The organism is Vibrio mimicus CAIM 602, assembly GCF_000338875.1.
Classification (GTDB): domain Bacteria; phylum Pseudomonadota; class Gammaproteobacteria; order Enterobacterales; family Vibrionaceae; genus Vibrio; species Vibrio mimicus.
This window is the reverse complement of record NZ_AOMO01000024.1, coordinates 332,286-352,851: the sequence shown is the minus strand read 5'-3', so window position 1 is coordinate 352,851 and position 20,566 is coordinate 332,286. Positions and strand designations below refer to the sequence as shown.

The window sequence follows — 20,566 nt, the reverse complement described above, 5'->3', positions numbered from 1 at the left end:
TAAATCAGGGGCTTAGAATGTGGCGGAGAGATAGGGATTTGAACCCTAGGAAGGCTACAAACCTTCGCCGGTTTTCAAGACCGGTGCTTTCAACCACTCAGCCATCTCTCCTTTGTGGGCGCATAATATCGACCTGAAGTTCGCTTGTAAAGCCCCTAAAATGCTGTTTGCTCTAATTATGTACACTTGGTCGCTTTTTTTATTGGTAAGCGCTTATTTTTCACATATTCTAGAACGGAAAAGGGGAGTTTCTAAGAAACTCCCCTTTAGGTGTATGGTCGGACTGAGAGGATTTGAACCTCCGACCCCCGACACCCCATGACGGTGCGCTACCAAGCTGCGCTACAGTCCGATGGGCGTAATCTAATAACTTTTACCAAATGCGTCAACCCTGAACCGACTTAAAATAATGAATTTAATTATCTTTTGCGTAAAAACGCTGCAATTCGGTTAAACCCTGCATTAAGACAGGTAGAGTCGGATTCGTTTGTTTAAGACGTTGGTATTCACCGTCATAAACTTTAAAGTTCCCAAATTTATCGATGACCGTAGTTTGTTCATCGGTAATTAAAGCCAACTCACGCGCATCGCCCGCTAAAATCCATTTACGCTTACTTTCATTAAACAGATTTTTGCCGCTACTGTAATCGATAGGATTCGAGGAGACTCCAAGCAAATCTTGCATCAGTGTCACCGAAAAATCGAGGTGGCTTGAGCGGTGGGCATAAGTGCCAGCCACTTTACCCGGCCAATGAATCACCATAGGAACCTGTAGTTGATAGCGACTGTAGTTGCTATTTGAACCCCAAGTGTTGGTTTTCGTTTCATTAAACTCGGTGCCGTGATTAGACGTGATCACGATAATGGTATTATCCAGCAGGCTTAAAGATTCAAGCTGCTCTAGCAAACTCTTAACCACTAAGTCGGCTTGTGTTGCCGAAAGATTATAAGTGGTACGTAAACGCTCTTCTGCTGATTTTTGAGCTGCGTTAGTAGTGAGCTCTGAAAACTCCTCCACAGTTGTTAGCTCTAAATAGCTGAACCATGGACTTTTCTGTTTGGTTTGCACCCATTCAGACCAATTTTTCACGGCTTGTTCATCAGGGCTGATGCCATCACTAGCTGCGACTTTTTCAAGTTCTAGAGAGCGGAAGATGGTCTCTTGGTAAATCGAGTCTGCGAAGTTGTTGCCGCTAAATAACCCAAATTGATAGTCATTCTTCTTCATGACATCAATAAACAATGGGGGATTACCTTGTACACGTACGCTGCTGGCGTATGTGCTTGGCAATCCGTAGAACAAACCAAACAATCCAAACATATCGTTGCTTGAGCTGTAATGGTTTGTGAAGTTGAGGTTCTCATTGGCAAACTGATACGTGTTTGGCATGAGCTCAGGCGTCAGTGCATCTGCACGTAAATTATTGATGCTGACCACTAGCACGTTCAGGTTGTTCGCTCGGCGATTGAACTCAAGCGGTTCAAGCGGATAAGCAAGAACATCAAAATCGCTACTCTGCTCTGCAAGGCGCTTGCTGTACTCTTCTTTATCGAGCAAACCGTGTTTTTCCATAAAGGACTTCGCGGTCATTGGATAAGAAAGAGGGAAGTTCGCTCGTTGACTGGTCACGGGAGAATACAGATAAGCGTCTGACCAGACATAAATTAAGTGGCTTGCGATAAAACTCACGAAAAACACTGCGGCGAGTGGGCGTCCAATACGCTTGTGTGATAGCTTGCGCTGCTTACGCCATACCCATTCAGATAGGCCAAGTTCGAGTAGAAATATCAGTGGTAGTACGACAAACAAATGTTGTAAATCAGCGCTAACACTGCTTGTTTCATCGCTAAACAGTAACTCCCACACCACAGGGTTAAGGTGCAGGTTAATGATCTGGTAGGCTTGAGTGTCAATCAGTAAAACAGTCAGGCCTAAAGTCGAGAAGCAGACCGCTAAGAAACGGAATAGGCTTCTCGATGGAATAATAAAAGTGAGTGGAAAAAGCACTAATAGGTAGAGTGCGAAAACAAGAAAACCAAAATGACCAACCCAAGACAGCACCAAATAGAGCTGTCCAAGCAAAGTTTCTGGCCAAGGTGATTGAGAGATATATCGCGTACCAATCAACATAGCTGCGATGATATTAAAGAAGGCGAACCAATGTCCCCAACCTACCAAACGAGATACTCGATCGCCGTATGTGTTTTCGCTGTCTACCATGTGCTTTTTCTATTTATTGGTTAAATGGGTCAATTTAGCTTTGCAAAGATGACACTAACGCTTGCGCGAATTTTTCTGCAATCACTTTACGTTGCGCAGCAGCAACGTTTTGATTGAGTACATTGGTAGCGATATTACCAACCACCATTAAGGTGAGTTCTGGTGACGCATTGTGTTTGTTTAGTACCGCAGCAATTTCAGTCAGAATGGATTCAACGTGTTCGTCACTGTATTTAGATGTAATAGGCATATTGACTCTGATGATGATAGTAAAAGCGGCTTATGATAACCTACTATGCCTGACAACTGAAACCAGAACGATGATTATTTCACTATGAGCCTATTCCTTTCTAACGTGATTTTGCACCAACTACGTAAAAACGATAACGATGAGTTGGTGGTGAACTATCGCGCCGAATCTCTTCGCAATGATACGTCAACTGAAAACTTAGTCGCTGAGTTACATCGTGTTTTTAATGCGAAAGCAGGTAAAGGTTTCGGTTGCTTTAAGTCAGACAGTGAATTTCAGCTTTGGTTGCAAGAGATGCGCCGTGGTGATTTGCCGTTCTATGATTTTTCACAACAAAGTGCGCAGCGCCTGAAAAATGAGTTAGCCAAGTATCCTTTTGCCGATGAAGGCATTTTGGTTATGGCGGAATATCAATCGCTGGCTACCGATTATCTGTTTATTGGCTTACTGCCACTCAACCAAAGCCTGAAAGTTACAGAAGGGTTAGACATCAGTGCCACCGATTATTTGGATATCAACAAAATGGATATCGTGGCACGTATTGATCTCTCCAGTTTTGAAACCGACAAAGAATCAAAACGTTACCTGAGCTACATTAAAGGTCGAGTTGGTCGTAAGGTAGCTGATTTCTTCCTTGATTTTCTGCAGGCGGATATTGGCCTTGATACTAAGCAGCAAAACCAGGTGCTGATGCAGGCGGTAGAAGATTTCTGCGCTGATGCAAAATTCGAAAAAGATGAAGTGATCAGCTACAAGAAGCAGGTTTATGAATATTGTAACGATCAAATCAAATCGGGTGACGAAGTTAAGGTGCAGGATCTTTCTGGCGAATTGCCGCCAAGCAATGAAGGCGTAAGCTTCTTTGATTTCACTCGTGAGCAAGGTTATGAGTTAGAAGAGAGCTTCCCAGCCGATCGTTCAACCGTACGCAAACTAACCAAATATGTGGGCGCGGGCGGCGGTTTGAATCTGAGCTTTGATAGCTTGCTGCTTGGAGAGCGCGTTTTCTATGATCCAGAAACCGATACTCTTACCATCAAAGGTACGCCGCCAAACTTACGTGACCAATTAACGCGTCTGCGTTAAGGACATGGTAACGAAACCATAATTGGTTTAACCATTATCTTGATAAAGAGAGCGATCACGCTCTCTTTTTTTCACGCAAATCACCGCATTGCCAATCAAGTGGAAAAATAGCGTATATGCTTGATCTTAGGTTTTAAACAGGATCAGTGTGCATGGAACAGCTTTTATCGAACAAGCGCTTTAGGAATAAAGCGGTGATGACGATTTGCGTTGTCTGGAGCATCGTTGCTACTTTGATACTGTGGCAATTTCATAACATCTCAGCTTCCACTCGTAATCTCGAAGAACTCACCAACCGTTTAATGCATTTTCGTGATGCCCTGTATTTTCCGCAGCCCTATCGCGCCAATCAAGCGTCGGACCTAGAGTTGGAATTATCACTACTGCAAGCATTACGAATGCAAATTGAGGCTGAGCACCCAAACATCTGGTTTGCTGGTGATATACAGCAGCTCTTATATCAAACGGATCGATTCGTGGAACAGGCTCGATCTTTTACCAACATTGAACTTCATTCAACACAACTGGCGGAGTTATTGCACCAAAGCCGTCAACGAGTGCTGTCTGACGACAGACTCTTGGGTGAATATTTTCAGTTGGGGGCATTTAGCTTTGAGGCCTTGTTTGCTGGCCTCAAAAATAATCCGGAAATTTATCGCAGTTTAGATCGGATCTTGAAGAACTCATTGAGCCTACCTAATGCTGAGCAGGAACATCTGCAAATAGCACTGGCACAAATATCTCGTCTTCTCACTCAGTATGCAGAAGGGGACAACATTGCCAATAAACTGCTCAAGCATGCAGTGTATGAAGAAGCTAGCTTGCTTGAAATGGAATATCACCATCAACTATGGATGATGATCGTTATTTTGGTGGTGAGTAGTCTACTCGCTATGTTCAGTTTTATGTTGCTGCTGTCTTGTCGTCAGTTTCAGTCGTCACTAATCACTCCACAAGAAACATCCCTAGGTTGTTCGATGGATGGAGCGAGTAGCCATGTGAACATTGAACAAGTTAAACAAGCTATGAATGGCAATATCGAGTCGGTTCGGCAACTGCTGAATGTATTTTTAGAAGATCACAAAACTGATGATGAGCAGATACGAACGTTATTGCTAAATGATCCTGATGGCGCACAGCGAGTTAGCCACAGTTTAAAGAGTGTGGCCGCAAGCTTGGGCGCTGAACGGTTAAAAAATGCAGCGGCAGAGATTGAAGGTGAATTGCGTTTAGGACAGATACCGAGTGAAAGACTCTTGGATAATCTTTCCTCATATTTAGCAAAAACGGTGCGTGAAGCTGAATGGCATGTGGTGCGATTAGAATCACACAATGCTTCTCAATAAACAAAAAGAGCGCCGAAGCGCTCTTTAGGTAATATTTAATGTAGGGTTATGCCGACACTGGAACTTTTTGAGATTCTGAATTTTCTTCAGCACTCACCGAGCTGTCGGTTCACACTTATCGACAAACCAACCACAGTAAGACGTGACGATGGTTACGATAATACACACGAAGCTCAGCCACATAAATGGAGCGTAAGATAGGGTAGCAACACCCAAAATACTCGCCATATAGATGCCGTTATCACTCCATGGAACCATACCTGAAGTCAGCGTGCCGCCGAATTCTGCGTTACGAGACAGATTTTTACGTTGATAACCGAGGCGGTCATAGTTTTTAGCGCAGATTTTTGGCGTCAGGATTAGTGAAACATACATCGCTGAACCAAACACGTTACCCATAAAGGCTGTACCAATTGTGCTTGTTGCCAATGAGCCTGGGCTAGTTACACGACGTTCAAATAATTTAGCGATGGTTTCAAGTACGCCAACCTTATCTAACAGACCACCAAAGCCAAGGCCGAACACGATAACCGCTACAGAACCCAGCATAGATGACATGCCACCACGGTTAAGGATCGCATCAATGAAGCTCACGCCTGATTCAATATTGTAAGGTGCCCATGCAGTGTTGAAGGCTTGTAGGAAATCCACATCCTGAATCATCACGGCCCAAATAATTCCCAGTAGTGAACCAAAACTGATCACTGGGAAGGAAGGCATACGCATTGCCAATAGGCCAAGTACGATCAACACAGGGACGAAAGAATAAGGCGTGATGTAGAACTGCTGTTCCATCGCTGCAATGACAGTCTCCACTTGAGACATATCAACATTACCTGCGTAGTGGAAACCAAACAGAGTGAACAGAATGCCAGTGATGACATAGCTGATCAGGGCAATTGGCAGCATGCCTTTAATATGCTCCATCACTTCTACATTAGACATGGATGAAGCCAAGATCACCGAGTCAGAAAGTGGAGACATTTTATCGCCGAAGTAACAGCCTGAAAGCACCGCACCCGCAGTGATTGGTGCAGGAATGCCAAGGCCTTGGCCGATCCCCATCATTGCGATACCCGCTGTACCGGCTGCACCCCAAGAGGTACCTGTTGCTAAAGCGGTTAATGAGCAAATCACCATAGTGGCTAATAAAAAGATAGAGGGGTGAATTGCTTTCAAACCGTAGTAAATAATGGTTGGAACAATACCGCCGGAAATCCAAGTACCGACCAGTGCACCAACAGCAAGTAGGATCAGGACTGCACCTAAACCATTTGAAATGCCATTTAAAGCCGCTGTTTCTAGATCTTTATATTTGTGCCCTAGGCGAATACCTAAAGTAATAATAACGAACCAGCCGATGTACAGAGCAAGTTGGATTGGTAGATCCAATTGCGCAGTAAATGAAAACGCTAACAGTAAAAACAGGCCAAGAGAGACAATCACTTGAGTCAAACTTGGTAGGCGTTGTTGGGCTTGTAACATACTAAGAGCCTCTTATCCAATCGTTAGTAAGGAGTCAGGATATCCTTATTGAGTCGGAGTGCACTTTACCGTAGTTAAAATAATATATCGACATTAATGCTCTTTGTTGTGATTTATATCGTCCAAGTGGTTAATTTGTAGCATTTAGTGTTTAAATTTTGAGTTATTAATGAAAGCAAATCTTTTGTAATGTGGATTTATTGTGTAACAAGAAATAAGTTTTTTGGTAAAAATCTGACGTCAATGCTCTAAGTTGGTCAAAAAGTGAGAGTTTTAAGGGGCTTGCCATCAAAAGCACAACAACTCGGTTAGAAGAACAAGAAAAAGTTGTGAGATTTGGTAAGAAACGCTTGAGATTTAAGGCTGAACCACTTATAGATGGAGCCAGTGATTTGACATTGGATCTACACGGAGAGTATGGGAAATGAGAGTAGGTTTAGTAGGTTGGCGCGGCATGGTGGGCTCTGTCCTGATGCAGCGTATGGTAGAAGAGCGCGATTTTGATCTGATTGAGCCAGTTTTCTTCAGTACATCGCAAATTGGTGTACCTGCACCTAATTTTGGTAAAGATGCAGGCATGCTGCAAGATGCGTTTGATATTGAAAGTCTCAAACAGCTCGATGCAGTGATCACCTGTCAAGGTGGTAGCTATACAGAAAAGGTTTACCCAGCATTGCGTCAAGCGGGTTGGAAAGGGTATTGGATTGATGCCGCTTCTACTTTGCGTATGGATAAAGATGCCATCATTACGCTCGATCCGGTTAACCTAAAACAAATTCTGCACGGTATTCACCACGGTACCAAAACCTTCGTGGGTGGTAACTGTACCGTGAGCCTGATGCTGATGGCATTAGGTGGCCTATATGAGCGTGGCTTGGTGGAGTGGATGAGTGCAATGACTTATCAAGCTGCATCCGGTGCTGGTGCACAAAATATGCGTGAGTTGATTTCGCAAATGGGCGTAATCAATGATGCAGTAAGCTCTGAGTTGGCAAACCCAGCAAGCTCAATTTTAGACATCGATAAAAAAGTTGCAGAAACCATGCGTTCTGGCACTTTCCCAACTGACAACTTCGGCGTTCCTCTTGCGGGTTCACTGATCCCTTGGATCGATGTGAAGCGTGATAATGGACAGAGCAAAGAAGAGTGGAAAGCTGGCGTAGAAGCCAACAAAATTCTTGGTTTGCAAGATTCTCCAGTTCCGATTGACGGTACTTGCGTACGTATCGGTGCAATGCGTTGTCACTCTCAAGCTCTGACTATCAAGCTGAAACAGAACATTCCACTGGATGAAATCGAAGAGATGATTGCCACTCACAATGATTGGGTGAAAGTGATCCCGAATGAGCGTGATATTACCGCGCGTGAACTGACTCCTGCGAAAGTGACAGGTACATTGTCTGTTCCTGTTGGTCGCCTACGTAAGATGGCGATGGGTGATGATTTCCTCAATGCCTTCACGGTAGGTGATCAATTACTGTGGGGGGCGGCTGAGCCACTGCGCCGTACTCTACGTATCATCCTAGCTGAGAAGTAATTCGCATTAATCCCAAGTTGTTACCAGCACTAAAATAATGAAAGCGCCGATCGGCGCTTTCTTTTTGCCTACGCATTTTCTTATCGTTCCTCACTATTGAGGTGATTGTTTTCAACAGGAACAACTCGTTTATCAGGATCGGCTAATTCGCTGCCACAATGCTTACAAAACAAAGCATCAGACTCATGGCCAGGTAGGGCGCAATTCGGGCATTTCACTAAGGTTCGGTGAGTGTGCATCTCATTATTCAGTTCGGCGGTGATGATCCCCGTCGGAACGGCAAGAATGGAGTAACCCAATAGCATAGTCATGGAAGCGATTGCTTGACCTAAAGGGGTCTTAGGCACTAAATCGCCATAGCCGACTGTGGTGATGGTGACGATCGCCCAATAAATACTGGTAGGGATACTGGTAAAACCATTCTCAGGACCTTCAATCACGTAAATCAATGCGCCAAAAATCGTTACTAAAATAGCGACTGTACTGAAAAAGATGAAAATTTTACGTCTGGCAGCCAGTAAGGAACGCAAAAGAAGATTCGAGTCTTGCAGGTAGCGTACGAGCTTGAGAATTCGGAATATCCGCATGATGCGAAGTAATCGAATGACGCCGACAATACTGGCCGATGGGAAAATAAAGCTTAGATAAGTCGGCAAAATCGCAAGCAGATCCACGATGCCGTAAAAACTGCGTGCGTAAGCACTGGGCTTGGGTGAGCAATAGAGTCGTAAAGCGTATTCAATCGTAAATAAGGCTGTGAAAAGGTATTCCGCGATCCGGAGCGAAGATTGCCATTCGCTCATAGAGGGGAGTGATTCCAACACCAACAACACAAGCGAGGAGAGAATAGCGCAGATTAAGCAGAGATCAAACAGCTTACCCGCAGGAGTGTGAGTGCCGAAGATAATCACATAAAGACGATGTTTCAAATGAGCTTGATTGGACATGATATTGCGACGTCAAAGGTACATCGCAATATCATAGCGGTGTTGCTAGCGTTAGGCTAATCCAGGGAAAAGGCTTCTTAGACCGTTAGCAATGAACTCAATCCCCAAGGCTCCCAAGATAAGCCCCATGATACGAGTGATCACGTTAATGCCAGTTTGTCCTAGCAAACGCACAATATAAGGTGCGGAGCGGAACAGCAACCAAGAACAGAAGCTGAAAGCAACAACGGTCAGAATGATCCCCAATGTATCAAACATATTCGGATAACGCGCACCATAAACGATGGTGGAGCTGATAGCACCAGGGCCCGCCATCAGTGGCATTGCCAATGGAACAACAGCAATTTGCTCGCGGCTAATGTATTCCGATTTCTCTTGTTTGTTCTGTTTATCCTCACCGAGCTTACCGCTCATCATCGAAAACGCGATGCTCAACAACAATAAACCGCCCGCAACACGGAAAGAATCAAGAGAAATACTGAAGAGATCCAGCAACATTTGGCCCGCCAGTAGCGCAATGATCAAAATAATCGCGACGGCAATATTGGCGGTTGCTGCAGTTTTGTTTTTCTCTTCCAGCGTCATATGACCGGTCAGAGAAACGAAGACAGGCATAATGCCTACGGGGTTAACCGCAGCCACTAAACCAAGAAAAAATTGAAGAAAAATCGCAATTTCAAAGCTTTGCATGATGAAGTCTCGTAACCATCACAGGGACGTAAAGAAGCGTGCGTAATGTAAGTTAAAGATAGCAAAAGCACGAATGAAAAAAATTGGGTCGCCACTGATTATTGTGTGAGAAAAACTAATTGATGAATAACTATGAAAAAGAAACGTGTCACCCTTGTGTCAGTTTTGTTTGTTTGCGCCCTCTCTTGTTAACATCTGCACATTTTTTGTAAAAACTAAGATGAGCTCTGGTGGTCATAGTCGTAACCGATATACTCTCAGTAGCACGTCATGACCCCGTGAGAAGTGGTGGTTGTGTATAAAAATGAAACTTTTTTACAGGCTGTTGTAGTTTTTTTAGTTTTTAGAAACTGAGTGCTACTTTTTAAATGGTTGAAAAAGGATGCTCTAATTCCTTTTAATTCAATAATTTGTCCTGTATTGGCTTAGCTAATTACCACTTCTTAGGTAATTAATTTTTCATAACTGATCTGAGTCAATTTTTTTCACAGTCTGAAATATTATACTCAGTCGTGAAAGCAATTTACTAAGTCGGTCGTAAGTTAAGTCTTTGAACCAAGGTAAAAACTGACTGCAGCACACTTACTAAAGAGTTTTTAACATTTTTTTATTTTAGGAGATTCATTATGCCTGTTACTAATCTGGCTGAACTTGATGCTCTAGTTGCTCGCGTTAAAGCAGCACAAGCTGAATTTGCTACTTTCTCTCAAGAACAAGTAGACAAAATCTTCCGCGCAGCATCTCTGGCAGCAAACCAAGCGCGTATCCCGCTAGCACAAATGGCGGTAGAAGAATCAGGTATGGGTATTGTTGAAGATAAAGTTATCAAAAACCACTTTGCTTCTGAATTTATCTACAACAAATATAAAGACGAAAAAACCTGTGGCATCCTCGAAGAAGATGACAACCTAGGTACTATGACCATCGCTGAGCCTGTAGGTATCATCTGTGGTATCGTCCCAACAACTAACCCAACCTCAACCGCTATCTTCAAATCTCTGATCTCTCTGAAGACTCGTAACGGTATCATCTTCTCCCCACACCCACGCGCTAAGAATTCAACCAACGCAGCAGCGAAACTGGTTTTAGATGCAGCGATTGCAGCGGGCGCACCAAAAGACATCATCGGTTGGATTGATCAACCTTCAGTTGAGCTTTCAAACGCACTGATGAAGCACGAAGGTATTGCTCTAATCCTTGCAACTGGTGGTCCAGGCATGGTTAAAGCTGCGTACTCTTCTGGTAAGCCAGCGATCGGTGTAGGTGCAGGTAACGTTCCAGTTGTTATCGATGAAACTGCAGACATCAAACGTGCAGTAGCTTCTATCCTAATGTCAAAAACCTTCGACAACGGCGTAGTATGTGCTTCTGAGCAAGCAGCTATCGTAGTGAGCGAAGTTTACGATGAAGTAAAAGAGCGTTTCGCAACGCACAAAGCACACGTACTAAGCAAAGCTGATGCGGATAAAGTACGTAAAGTTCTGCTGATTGATGGTGCATTGAACGCGAAAATCGTAGGTCAGCCAGCAGCGGCTATCGCTGAAATGGCAGGCGTGAAAGTTCCTGCAGACACTAAAGTGCTGGTAGGTGAAGGCCTAGGTAAAGTGTCTTATGACGACGAATTCGCTCACGAGAAACTGTCTCCAACTCTGGGTCTGTTCCGTGCTGACAACTTCGAAGACGCTGTTGCACAAGCGGTTACCATGGTAGAAATCGGTGGTATCGGTCACACCTCTGGTCTATACACCAACCAAGACGTGAATGCAGAACGTATCCGTTACTTCGGTGACAAGCTGAAGACGGCTCGTATCCTTGTCAACATCCCAACCACTCACGGTGGTATCGGTGACCTGTACAACTTCAACGTTGCACCGTCTCTAACTCTGGGTTGTGGTTCTTGGGTGGTAACTCAATTTCTGAGAACGTAGGTCCTAAGCACCTAATCAACAAGAAAACTGTTGCGAAGCGAGCTGAAAACATGTTGTGGCACAAACTACCTAAGTCTATCTACTTCCGCCGTGGTAGCCTTCCAATCGCACTGAGCGATCTAGAAGGTAAGAAACGTGCATTCCTAGTTACTGACCGTTTCCTATTCAACAACGGTTATGCAGATGATGTTGTTGCCCTGCTGAAAGCGCAAGGCATGGAAGTTCAGACATTCTTCGAAGTAGAAGCGGATCCAACGCTGTCTGTAGTAGAGAAAGGTGCGGCAGCAATGCAAAGCTTCCAACCAGATGTGATTCTCGCTCTAGGTGGTGGTTCACCAATGGATGCAGCGAAGATCATGTGGGTAATGTATGAGCACCCAGAAACTCATTTCGCGGAACTGGCAATGCGCTTTATGGATATCCGTAAACGTATCTACAAGTTCCCTAAAATGGGTAAAAAAGCTGAGCTTGTGTGTATCACTACCACTTCAGGTACTGGTTCAGAAGTGACTCCATTTGCGGTTGTTACTGATGATAAGACTGGCGCTAAGTACCCACTGGCAGACTACGAACTGACTCCTCAAATGGCGATCGTAGATGCAAACCTAGTGATGAACATGCCTAAGTCTCTGACTGCTTTCGGTGGTTACGATGCGGTAACTCACGCACTAGAAGCTTACGTATCAGTTCTAGCGAACGAATACTCAGACGGTCAGGCTCTGCAAGCACTGAAGATGCTGAAAGAGTACCTACCTTCAAGCTACGCGAACGGCGCGAAAGACCCAATCGCTCGTGAGAAAGTACACAACGCAGCAACCATTGCAGGTATCGCATTTGCGAACGCGTTCCTAGGTGTATGTCACTCTATGGCGCACAAGATCGGTGCTGAGTTCCACTTACCACACGGTCTAGCTAACGCGCTATTGATTGCTAACGTGGTACGTTACAACGCGAACGACAACCCAACTAAACAAACTGCGTTCTCTCAATACGACCGCCCACAAGCACGTCGTCGTTATGCAGAAGTGGCTGATCACTTAGGTCTGAGCCAAGCGGGCGACCGTACTGCGCAGAAGATTGAACGTCTGCTTACATGGTTGGATGAACTGAAAGCGAACCTAGACATCCCAATGTCTATCCAAGCGGCTGGTGTAAACGAAGCTGACTTCTTGGCAAAAGTGGATGAGCTAGCGGTTGAAGCGTTTGATGACCAATGTACTGGTGCAAACCCACGTTACCCACTGATTGCTGAGCTGAAAGAAGTTCTGCTGGCTTCTTACTACGGTAAGCCATTTGTTGAAGGTCAGACTTTCGAAGGCACAACTGTTATCGTAAAGAAAGCAGATCAAGAAGCAGCGAAAGTAGCGCCAAAAGCGAAAAAGTAATGTGATTGGTTTTCGCTAGCACGAAACAAATCGGGAAATACAAACCCTCCGCAAGGAGGGTTTTTTTATGTTTTCGTTAAAGTGTAAAACAGAACTGGAGTGGTATAAGTTCTGTTTATCAACCTGTATTAGTTAGTCGCTTCGAACGCTAAGTCCACATCACCAAAATAGCGGCAAGCGCGACGAGAATGAGTCCTAAGCCATCTTTAATCCGTACTTTCTGGCGCAGCCAAAATACAGAAATCAGCATAGTAAAAAATATTTCTACTTGGCCGAGCGTTTTTACATAAGGAACAGCTTGCAAAGACATTGCGCCAAACCAGCCAATTGACCCCAAACAGCTGCTTGCACTCGTCAACATAACCAGTTTTGGGCGATGCCAGAGTTGCCATAAAGTCGGACGCTCTTGAATGAGTATGTACCCGATTAAGCAAAGCGTTTGCAGAGAGATAACAAAAAACAGCACCCACGCCGCACTATAGGGAAAGGGGAGTTCAGAGGCGATGCTGGCTTCTCTCACCCACAGTGACGTAAGAGCAAAAGCACTGCCACTGCCTAAACCTAGCATTACTGTAGGCAGTGAAAGTTGCCGAAAACCACCGTGCTACTGAGTATAAATACCCTACGCCACCAATAACCACGCCAACCCAGCCTAACAGAGTCAGTTGAGTACCAAAAAAGAGCACACCTAGTATTGCCGCAACCAAGGCTTCACTTTTAGCAAGCCCAGCCCCGACAGCATAATTATTGAATTTGAAAAGCTTTACCATGAGTGCAGTTGCGAGAATCTGCATAAATGAGGCTCCGATGACATAACCCCAGAAGGTAATGGAAAAGCTAGGCAGCGCAGCTGGTTGCCACTGATAGAGAGTTACAAGATAAACAGCAGCAAGCGGGCTTGCCCATAGAAAACGTGCGAGGGTAACACCAGCGGTGGAGACATCACCGGACAAACGACTTTGAAAAGCGTTGCGCCAAGATTGCATAAAGGCAGCAAATAAGGTGAGAAAAATCCATGTCATGACAAGCTCCTGAGAAAAGCAGAAGTTCTATGCTAGGGAAAGGTTAAATTATCAGCAAGTCAAAATCATCGATGGTTGGAAAATGCTAAACAAAAGGCAGCGAGAGGCTGCCTTTTATGAATTTATCCCGCCAAAACATCGCTGGCGACTTTGTAAGTCGGATCTTCCTTGAGATTGATTTCAACCAAACTGCCAGCTTTGTGGAGTAAGGCTCGGCAATCTGGACTTAAATGTCGCAGGTGCAAGGTTTTACCTACAGCTGCGTAGCGCTCAGCTAAGGTTTCAATCGCATCAATTGCTGAATGGTCTGCCACGCGTGAATGAGCGAAATCGACAATCACTTCTTTGGGATCATTGTGTGCATCAAACAGATCAAGAAAGTTCGCTGCAGAACCAAAGAATATCGGGCCGTGCACTTGATACTCCTTATGGCCATCTGCATTCATCTGGCTTGAAGCGTAAATATGCTTAGCGTGCTCCCAAGCAAACATCAGCGCGGAGGCAATGACGCCAACGCCAACAGCAATGGCTAAATCGGTAAACACAGTGACCACTGTCACCAGTACAATCACGAAGAAATCTTGTTTAGGGACACGACGTGCCAATTTGAAGGTTGCCCACTCAAAGGTACCAATCACCACCATAAACATCACACCAACTAAAGCAGCGAGTGGGATCATTTCAATCAAAGAGGAAGTGAAGAGAATAAAACAGAGCAAGAGAACCGCAGCTACAATGCCAGAAAGTCGTCCACGACCTCCAGAATTGACGTTGATCATCGACTGACCAATCATGGCGCAACCACCCATAGCACCAAACATTGAGCAAGTGATATTGGCTAAACCTTGACCCATACACTCACGGTTCGATTGGCCGCGAGTTCCAGTCATTTCATCCAACACCGTAAGTGTCAGTAGAGACTCAATTAATCCAATTGCTGCCAAAATTAATGCATAAGGGAAAATGATCTGCAGTGTTTCCCAAGTCATAGGGACAGCTGGAATCGCAAAAGAGGGCAGAGTACCAGCGAGAGTCGCCGCATCGTTACCCGACATCGCGCGAAGGAAATCAACCACGGTGCGTGTTTCCAATCCCAGCCCTTGAACGAGCAAAGTCACTGTTACAATCGCTGCTAGCGAAGAAGGTACTGCTGTGGTGATTTTTGGTAGGAAATGGATGATCGCCATGGTTAAGGCGACTAATACCAGCATCAAAAGTAATTCATCTTGGGGTAACCAAGTGAGCACGCCATTCAAGTCAGGTGCTTTGAATTGGCCAAGTTGGGCAAGAAAAATCACAATGGCTAATCCATTCACAAAGCCAATCATCACTGGATGGGGCACCATGCGGATAAATTTGCCTAATTTAAATAAGCCTGCGGTGACTTGCAGTAAACCAGTGAGAAGAATAGCGGCAAATAAATATTGCACACCATGACTAGAAACCAAGCTCACCATCACTACTGCCATAGCCCCTGTTGCGCCAGAAATCATGCCGGGACGACCACCAAAAATGGAGGTAATCAGTCCTACGATGAAAGCGGCGTAAAGTCCTACCATAGGGTCGACACCTGCCACAAAGGCGAAAGCAACAGCTTCCGGAACCAATGCTAACGCGACAGTTAGTCCTGATAACACATCATTCTTAACGGAATGATGAGAGAAAGAGGGAAATTCAAACATGGGAAAACGAGATTCCATTGTTGTGTTGCTCGTAGATTAGAGCATGCAGTGAACCGAACCGCTTAATGTAAAGTGAAAGTTCAAGGTGTGACTAAGCGGATTAATTTTGAACCGCGGATGCTACAGAATTGAACGATAGGGTGCAATCATCAATTACTTTTCGATCAGATATAACAAGTGTTAATGAGTGTTATACGGAATAGATGATGATAGGAAGGTGAAGAAGGAGTAAACATAAAACTAAGTGGTAAAAGAAAGGGCTGCGTTAGCAGCCCTTATCGTATCGTTTTACCTATCAGAAACTTTGTGGTTTGGCCATGGCTGCGCTGGCTTGATTGCGCGCAACTTGACTACCCGCACCACGTGCCTGATAACGCTCTGCACGTAGTGGTGCTGCGTTAACCAACACTTCACTGATCTCTTGTGAACCCGGTGCTTTAGTCATCGGTGATGATGCACTAGGTTGTTCGATTACAGCTTTAGCCGTGAGCTTTTTGTTGCTCGTTTTCGCAGGCTTCACAACTTTGATTTGCTCAGCTGGTTTTTCGGTAACCACTTTATCTTCAACAACAGGCTGAACTGCAGGAGTAGCTTCTTCTTCATCCACCACTGGAGCTGAAACTTCAATTGCAGGGATGTCAGCGACTGGAGTCTCAACTACGATTTGCTCAACTTGCGCTACAACAGTTTCAGTGACGGGCTCTGCAATAACCGCAGGCTCTTGCACGACTGGAGCCGGTTCAGCTACAGCAGGTTCGCGGCGTAGGATCACTTTACCCATTGCCATTTCTGGGAAAGCAAAGCCACCTAAAGTACGCGGAGCTTCTTCTACTTTTACGCTTTCTACCACAACAGATGGGGTGACATGAGCTACATGTTGAGCCACTTCAGCGGTTTCATTGCGAGATTGCGGACGCGGCGCTAAATCGTAACGAGGCATCACTTTACCCATTGCCATCTCAGGAGAGGCAACCCCACCTTTACGTAGACGGAATGGGTTAGGACGACGATCACGACCACGGCGGCGGCGCTGACCACTTGCACGTAAATGGCGTGGAGAGCGGCGATTGCGGCGTTGTTTCTGATCGTCTTGCTCGTTCTCATCCTGAGTTGAATCTGCGAAATCATCTGTTGCTGGCAGATTGACTGATGCAGGAGCCTCGAACTCATTGCTGATAGGCGCTGATTGAAGATTGTCTAACTCTTCAGCCGCAATCTGATCTTTTACGCGAATTTGCTTGGTGAGCTTACGGCGTTGACGACGTTCTTTAACAACTGCAGCTTTCTCTTCTTTTGGCTCAGTCGTTTTCACTTCTTGCTGCTGAGCTTCTGCCGCCAATTGACGACCTTGCTCTAGCAACTTAGCAGTTTTGCTTTCGTCACGTTTGTTACGGCGATCTTGACGCTCTGCACGTTCCGTTTCCGGACGCTCATTGCGTTCTGTACGTTCACCACGCTCTTGCTTCGGTTTACGATCTTGTGGCTTACGATTATTTGTCGCGCCTTCTTTATCGTTACGCTCGCTGCTCTCCTCATTACCGCGGCGGCGGTTTTTGTCACGAGGATTACGACGGCGATCATTACGCTCATTGCGCTCACGACGCGGCTTCTCTTGCTCGTTGCTTTGCGCTACAGCCGCTTCGGCTTTTGCAGCCTCAGGTGCAGGAGAGAACAAGTTAGCAATCGCTTTGAATAAGCGGCTGAATAAGCCCGGTTGAGCAGGTTGTGCCGTTTCAACTTGTTGTTGCGTTTCTGCTTTAGCTTTTGGTGCCGGTGCAGGTACGGCTTCAGCTGGTGCAGCAAAGCCTTTTAGCACAGGTTCTTCGATACGTTTTGGCTTAAGCTCAACATCTGGTGTTTCTTTGCCTTCTGCTTCTTTCATCGCTTCCAGCTTTTTCGGGATCAAGTAAGACAGGATGTCTTGCTCTTCACCGTCACGTACACGGATCACTTCAAAGTGCGGAGTTTCCATGTCGGAATTTGGCACGATAGTGATGCGAACTTGTTGAGCTTTTTCAATGTGGTTGATTGAGCGACGTTTCTCGTTCAGCAAGTAAGAAGCAATAGAAACAGGCACAACAGCAAGCACTTGAGAAGTGTTGTCTTTCAGTGCTTCTTCTTCAATCAAACGTAATACAGAAAGTGCCAAAGATTCGTTATCACGAATTACACCAGTACCTTTACAGCGCGGACAGATGTGATGGCTAGCTTCTGCTAAAGAAGGACTCAAACGTTGGCGTGACATTTCTAGCAGACCGAAGCGAGAAATACGGCCGATTTGTACACGAGCACGGTCAACACGTACCGCTTCACGCAGACGGTTTTCTACTTCACGCTGGTGGCGTACAGGAGTCATATCGATAAAGTCGATAACGACCAGACCACCAAGGTCACGCAAGCGCAGTTGGCGTGCAATTTCTTCCGCTGCTTCTAGGTTGGTATTGAGAGCGGTCTCTTCAATATCGCCACCTTTAGTCGCGCGGGCAGAGTTGATGTCAATAGAAGTCAGGGCTTCGGTTGGGTCAATGACGATTGAGCCACCAGAAGGCAGACGAACTTCACGTTGGAAAGCGGATTCGATCTGACTTTCAATTTGGAAATGACTGAACAGCGGTACTTCGCCTTCGTATTTTTTCACACGGTTGACGAAGTCAGGACGCACTAAACGAATATGCTCAAGTGCACGTTCGTAAATGCTGGTGCTGTCGATAAGAATTTCACCAATATCACGACGCAAGTAGTCACGGATCGCACGAACAATCACGTTACTCTCTTGGTGGATAAGGAAAGGTGCAGGGTTAGAATCTGAGGCTTGTTTAATTGCACCCCAGTGCTTGAGCAGTACATTTAAGTCCCACTCTAGCTCTTCTGCACTCTTACCAACACCTGCAGTACGGACAATCAGGCCCATACCTTGTGGTAGTTCAAGAGAACTGAGTGCCGATTTAAGCTCAGTGCGCTCATCACCTTCGATACGACGAGAAATACCGCCAGCACGAGGGTTATTTGGCATCAGAACTAAATAGCTACCCGCTAGAGAGATAAAGGTTGTCAGTGCAGCCCCTTTACTACCGCGCTCCTCTTTTTCGATCTGCACGATCACTTCCTGACCTTCGTTCAGAACGTCTTTGATGTTTGGACGGCCTTGGTAGCTGTAACCATCAGGGAAGTATTCACGAGCAATTTCTTTGAGAGGGAGGAAACCGTGTCTTTCAGCACCGTAATCAACGAATGCGGCTTCCAGACTGGGTTCAATACGGGTAATGCGGCCTTTGTAGATATTTGCTTTTTTCGATTCGTGCCCCGGACTTTCAATATCCAGATCGAACAGACGTTGGCCATCAACCAACGCGACACGCAACTCTTCTTTTTGAGTTGCGTTAATTAGCATTCTTTTCATTTAGAAATCTCATTTTCTTAATATAGTTTTGATTCTTGTTTTTGTTGCCGTGTTTCGTTTTCACGGTGCCTGATCCCATGGCTTATTCGATACAGCCTCCCGGCTGGAGGGGATGCTCTGGGGCACAACAGTATTCACAAGCATTCGATTGCCTGTGATCCGCTATAGAGGCGGTGGGTACTCAACATGAAAAGGCGATGAGTAGAGCAACAAAAAGTCTTAAATAGTGTGTCTTACGCCGTTTGCTGCACCCAATTTTTCGACTGACTACTCATTAACTTGCTAGAAATTGAACGGTAAAGAACAAAATGCCACCGGTTCAGCTCTTGCAGCTGTGAACTATAGCAGTGACAGCTAAAATCAGCAATCAGCTTTAATCTGTAGCGCAAATTATTTGCGGGAGATTACAAAAAATGATTGCTATAACTTATTGTTATTTAAGATTATTGTGCGTGAATAGTCTCTTGTGTGACTGTCATGCTTCCAGATTGACCAGTAGCCCCAGTGTTAACATGGTCAAATTGTCGACAAAAGCGATAGAGAGCTAATGAAAATGGCTTTTTTGTTTCTAAGAAATGTGACTTTAGCAATATTCCAGATAGAATAGCGCCATGAACGAAATTAGAACTCAAGTCCAGTTCATCGACATTGATGAAGACATGGCTGGTCAGCGCATTGATAACTTTTTGCGTAACCAATTAAAAACTATCCCTAAAAGCGTGGTTTATCGAATTCTACGTAAGGGTGAAGTACGTGTGAACAAAAAGCGCGTTAAGGCTGAATATAAGCTTGAAGCTGGCGATGTGGTGCGAGTGCCCCCCGTTACGGTTGAAGTGAAAGAGAATGAGGCGACGCCGCCAAGTACTAAACTCAACAAAGTGGCTGAGTTAGAGCACTGCATCGTCTATGAAGATGAGCATTTATTGATTCTCAATAAACCATCTGGCACGGCGGTGCATGGCGGTAGTGGTTTGCATTTTGGTGCTATTGAGGCATTGCGTGCTCTGCGACCACAAGCGCGTTTTCTTGAGTTAGTGCATCGTATTGACCGTGATACTTCCGGCATTCTGCTTGTCGCTAAAAAACGCTCGGCGTTGCGCCATTTACAGGCCCAGTTTCGCGAAAAAACGGTGCAGAAATATTACTACGCCTTAGTGATGGGGCATTGGGATCCTGAATGTAAGGTGGTCAATGCTCCGTTACTGAAAAATGAAGTTAACAGCATTGTGCGGGTGAACCCCAACGGTAAACCGTCAGAAACACGATTCCGTATTCTTGAGAAGTTTACCGAAGCAACTTTAGTACAAGCGAGTCCAGTAACAGGGCGTACTCACCAAATCCGTGTACACACTCAATATATGGGTCACCCGATAGCGTGGGATGATCGCTATGGCGATCGTCGGTTTGATGCTTACACGGCAAAATTTGGTATTGAACGCTTGTTCTTGCATGCGGCGAACATTCAATTTGTTCATCCGGCAAGCGAAGAAAAACTGGAAATTCACGCACCGCTCGAAGCACATCTTGAGCAGGCACTGACCAAAATGCGTCAAGCTCAGTAATCACGATTCAAAAGGGCGATATTTC

11 protein-coding genes, 2 tRNA genes and 2 pseudogenes are annotated in these 20,566 nt (G+C 45.3%); 5 read left to right on the top strand and 10 right to left on the bottom strand.

What is annotated here, in order from left to right:
- Nucleotides 1-20: 20 nt before the first annotated feature.
- From D908_RS12600 to D908_RS12615, 4 genes are all read right to left on the bottom strand, one after another.
- A tRNA-Ser gene (locus D908_RS12600) sits at nt 21-111 on the bottom strand.
- Nucleotides 112-275: 164 nt separating this feature from the next.
- A tRNA-Pro gene (locus D908_RS12605) sits at nt 276-352 on the bottom strand.
- A gap of 63 nt (nt 353-415) precedes the next feature.
- Nucleotides 416-2,221: a DUF3413 domain-containing protein gene (locus tag D908_RS12610; RefSeq protein WP_005523690.1), complete on the bottom strand. Its 1,806-nt coding sequence runs from the start codon at nt 2,219-2,221 to the stop codon at nt 416-418.
- 34 nt (nt 2,222-2,255) lie between these two features.
- Nucleotides 2,256-2,471: a YejL family protein gene (locus D908_RS12615; protein ID WP_001123170.1), complete on the bottom strand. Its 216-nt coding sequence runs from the start codon at nt 2,469-2,471 to the stop codon at nt 2,256-2,258.
- An 84-nt stretch (nt 2,472-2,555) separates the two neighbouring features.
- Between D908_RS12615 and yejK the strand changes: the two genes are divergently transcribed.
- Together yejK and D908_RS12625 are read left to right on the top strand one after the other, a co-directional pair.
- Complete coding sequence (gene yejK, locus D908_RS12620) at nt 2,556-3,557, top strand: nucleoid-associated protein YejK (protein ID WP_005523688.1); 1,002 nt, start codon at nt 2,556-2,558, stop codon at nt 3,555-3,557.
- Nucleotides 3,558-3,709: 152 nt separating this feature from the next.
- Nucleotides 3,710-4,903, top strand: a complete 1,194-nt coding sequence (locus D908_RS12625) for an Hpt domain-containing protein (RefSeq protein WP_005523686.1) — start codon at nt 3,710-3,712, stop codon at nt 4,901-4,903.
- Nucleotides 4,904-4,996: 93 nt separating this feature from the next.
- On the opposite strand, the gene nhaC is transcribed toward D908_RS12625, so the two are convergent.
- Nucleotides 4,997-6,388 carry a Na+/H+ antiporter NhaC gene (gene nhaC, locus D908_RS12630; RefSeq protein WP_005523684.1) on the bottom strand — a complete coding sequence of 464 codons (1,392 nt, stop codon included), beginning with the start codon at nt 6,386-6,388 and terminating at the stop codon, nt 4,997-4,999.
- A gap of 424 nt (nt 6,389-6,812) precedes the next feature.
- Between nhaC and asd the strand changes: the two genes are divergently transcribed.
- Nucleotides 6,813-7,925, top strand: coding sequence for an aspartate-semialdehyde dehydrogenase (gene asd / locus D908_RS12635; protein WP_001263696.1), 1,113 nt, complete (start codon nt 6,813-6,815; stop codon nt 7,923-7,925).
- Between the two features lie 80 nt (nt 7,926-8,005).
- On the opposite strand, the gene D908_RS12640 is transcribed toward asd, so the two are convergent.
- Both D908_RS12640 and D908_RS12645 read right to left on the bottom strand, forming a co-directional pair.
- Nucleotides 8,006-8,872, bottom strand: coding sequence for an ion transporter (locus tag D908_RS12640; RefSeq protein WP_005523677.1), 867 nt, complete (start codon nt 8,870-8,872; stop codon nt 8,006-8,008).
- Between the two features lie 51 nt (nt 8,873-8,923).
- Nucleotides 8,924-9,562, bottom strand: coding sequence for a YchE family NAAT transporter (locus D908_RS12645; protein ID WP_001190426.1), 639 nt, complete (start codon nt 9,560-9,562; stop codon nt 8,924-8,926).
- Between the two features lie 626 nt (nt 9,563-10,188).
- Between D908_RS12645 and adhE the strand changes: the two are divergent.
- Nucleotides 10,189-12,875 (top strand): annotated as a pseudogene (adhE, locus tag D908_RS0119125) (bifunctional acetaldehyde-CoA/alcohol dehydrogenase).
- A 148-nt stretch (nt 12,876-13,023) separates the two neighbouring features.
- Here adhE and D908_RS0119120 read toward each other — a convergent pair.
- The 3 genes and pseudogenes from D908_RS0119120 to rne form a co-directional block, all read right to left on the bottom strand.
- Nucleotides 13,024-13,897: pseudogene (locus tag D908_RS0119120) on the bottom strand (multidrug transporter).
- A 122-nt stretch (nt 13,898-14,019) separates the two neighbouring features.
- On the bottom strand, nt 14,020-15,579 hold the full coding sequence (locus D908_RS12650) for a SulP family inorganic anion transporter (protein ID WP_005523672.1): 1,560 nt from the start codon (nt 15,577-15,579) through the stop codon (nt 14,020-14,022).
- 295 nt (nt 15,580-15,874) lie between these two features.
- Nucleotides 15,875-18,979 (bottom strand): ribonuclease E, encoded by a 3,105-nt coding sequence (gene rne / locus D908_RS12655; protein ID WP_005523671.1) that lies wholly within the window; start codon nt 18,977-18,979, stop codon nt 15,875-15,877.
- A 611-nt stretch (nt 18,980-19,590) separates the two neighbouring features.
- Here rne and rluC point away from each other — a divergent pair.
- Nucleotides 19,591-20,541, top strand: a complete 951-nt coding sequence (rluC, locus tag D908_RS12660) for a 23S rRNA pseudouridine(955/2504/2580) synthase RluC (RefSeq protein ID WP_001002877.1) — start codon at nt 19,591-19,593, stop codon at nt 20,539-20,541.
- Nucleotides 20,542-20,566: the final 25 nt, after the last annotated feature.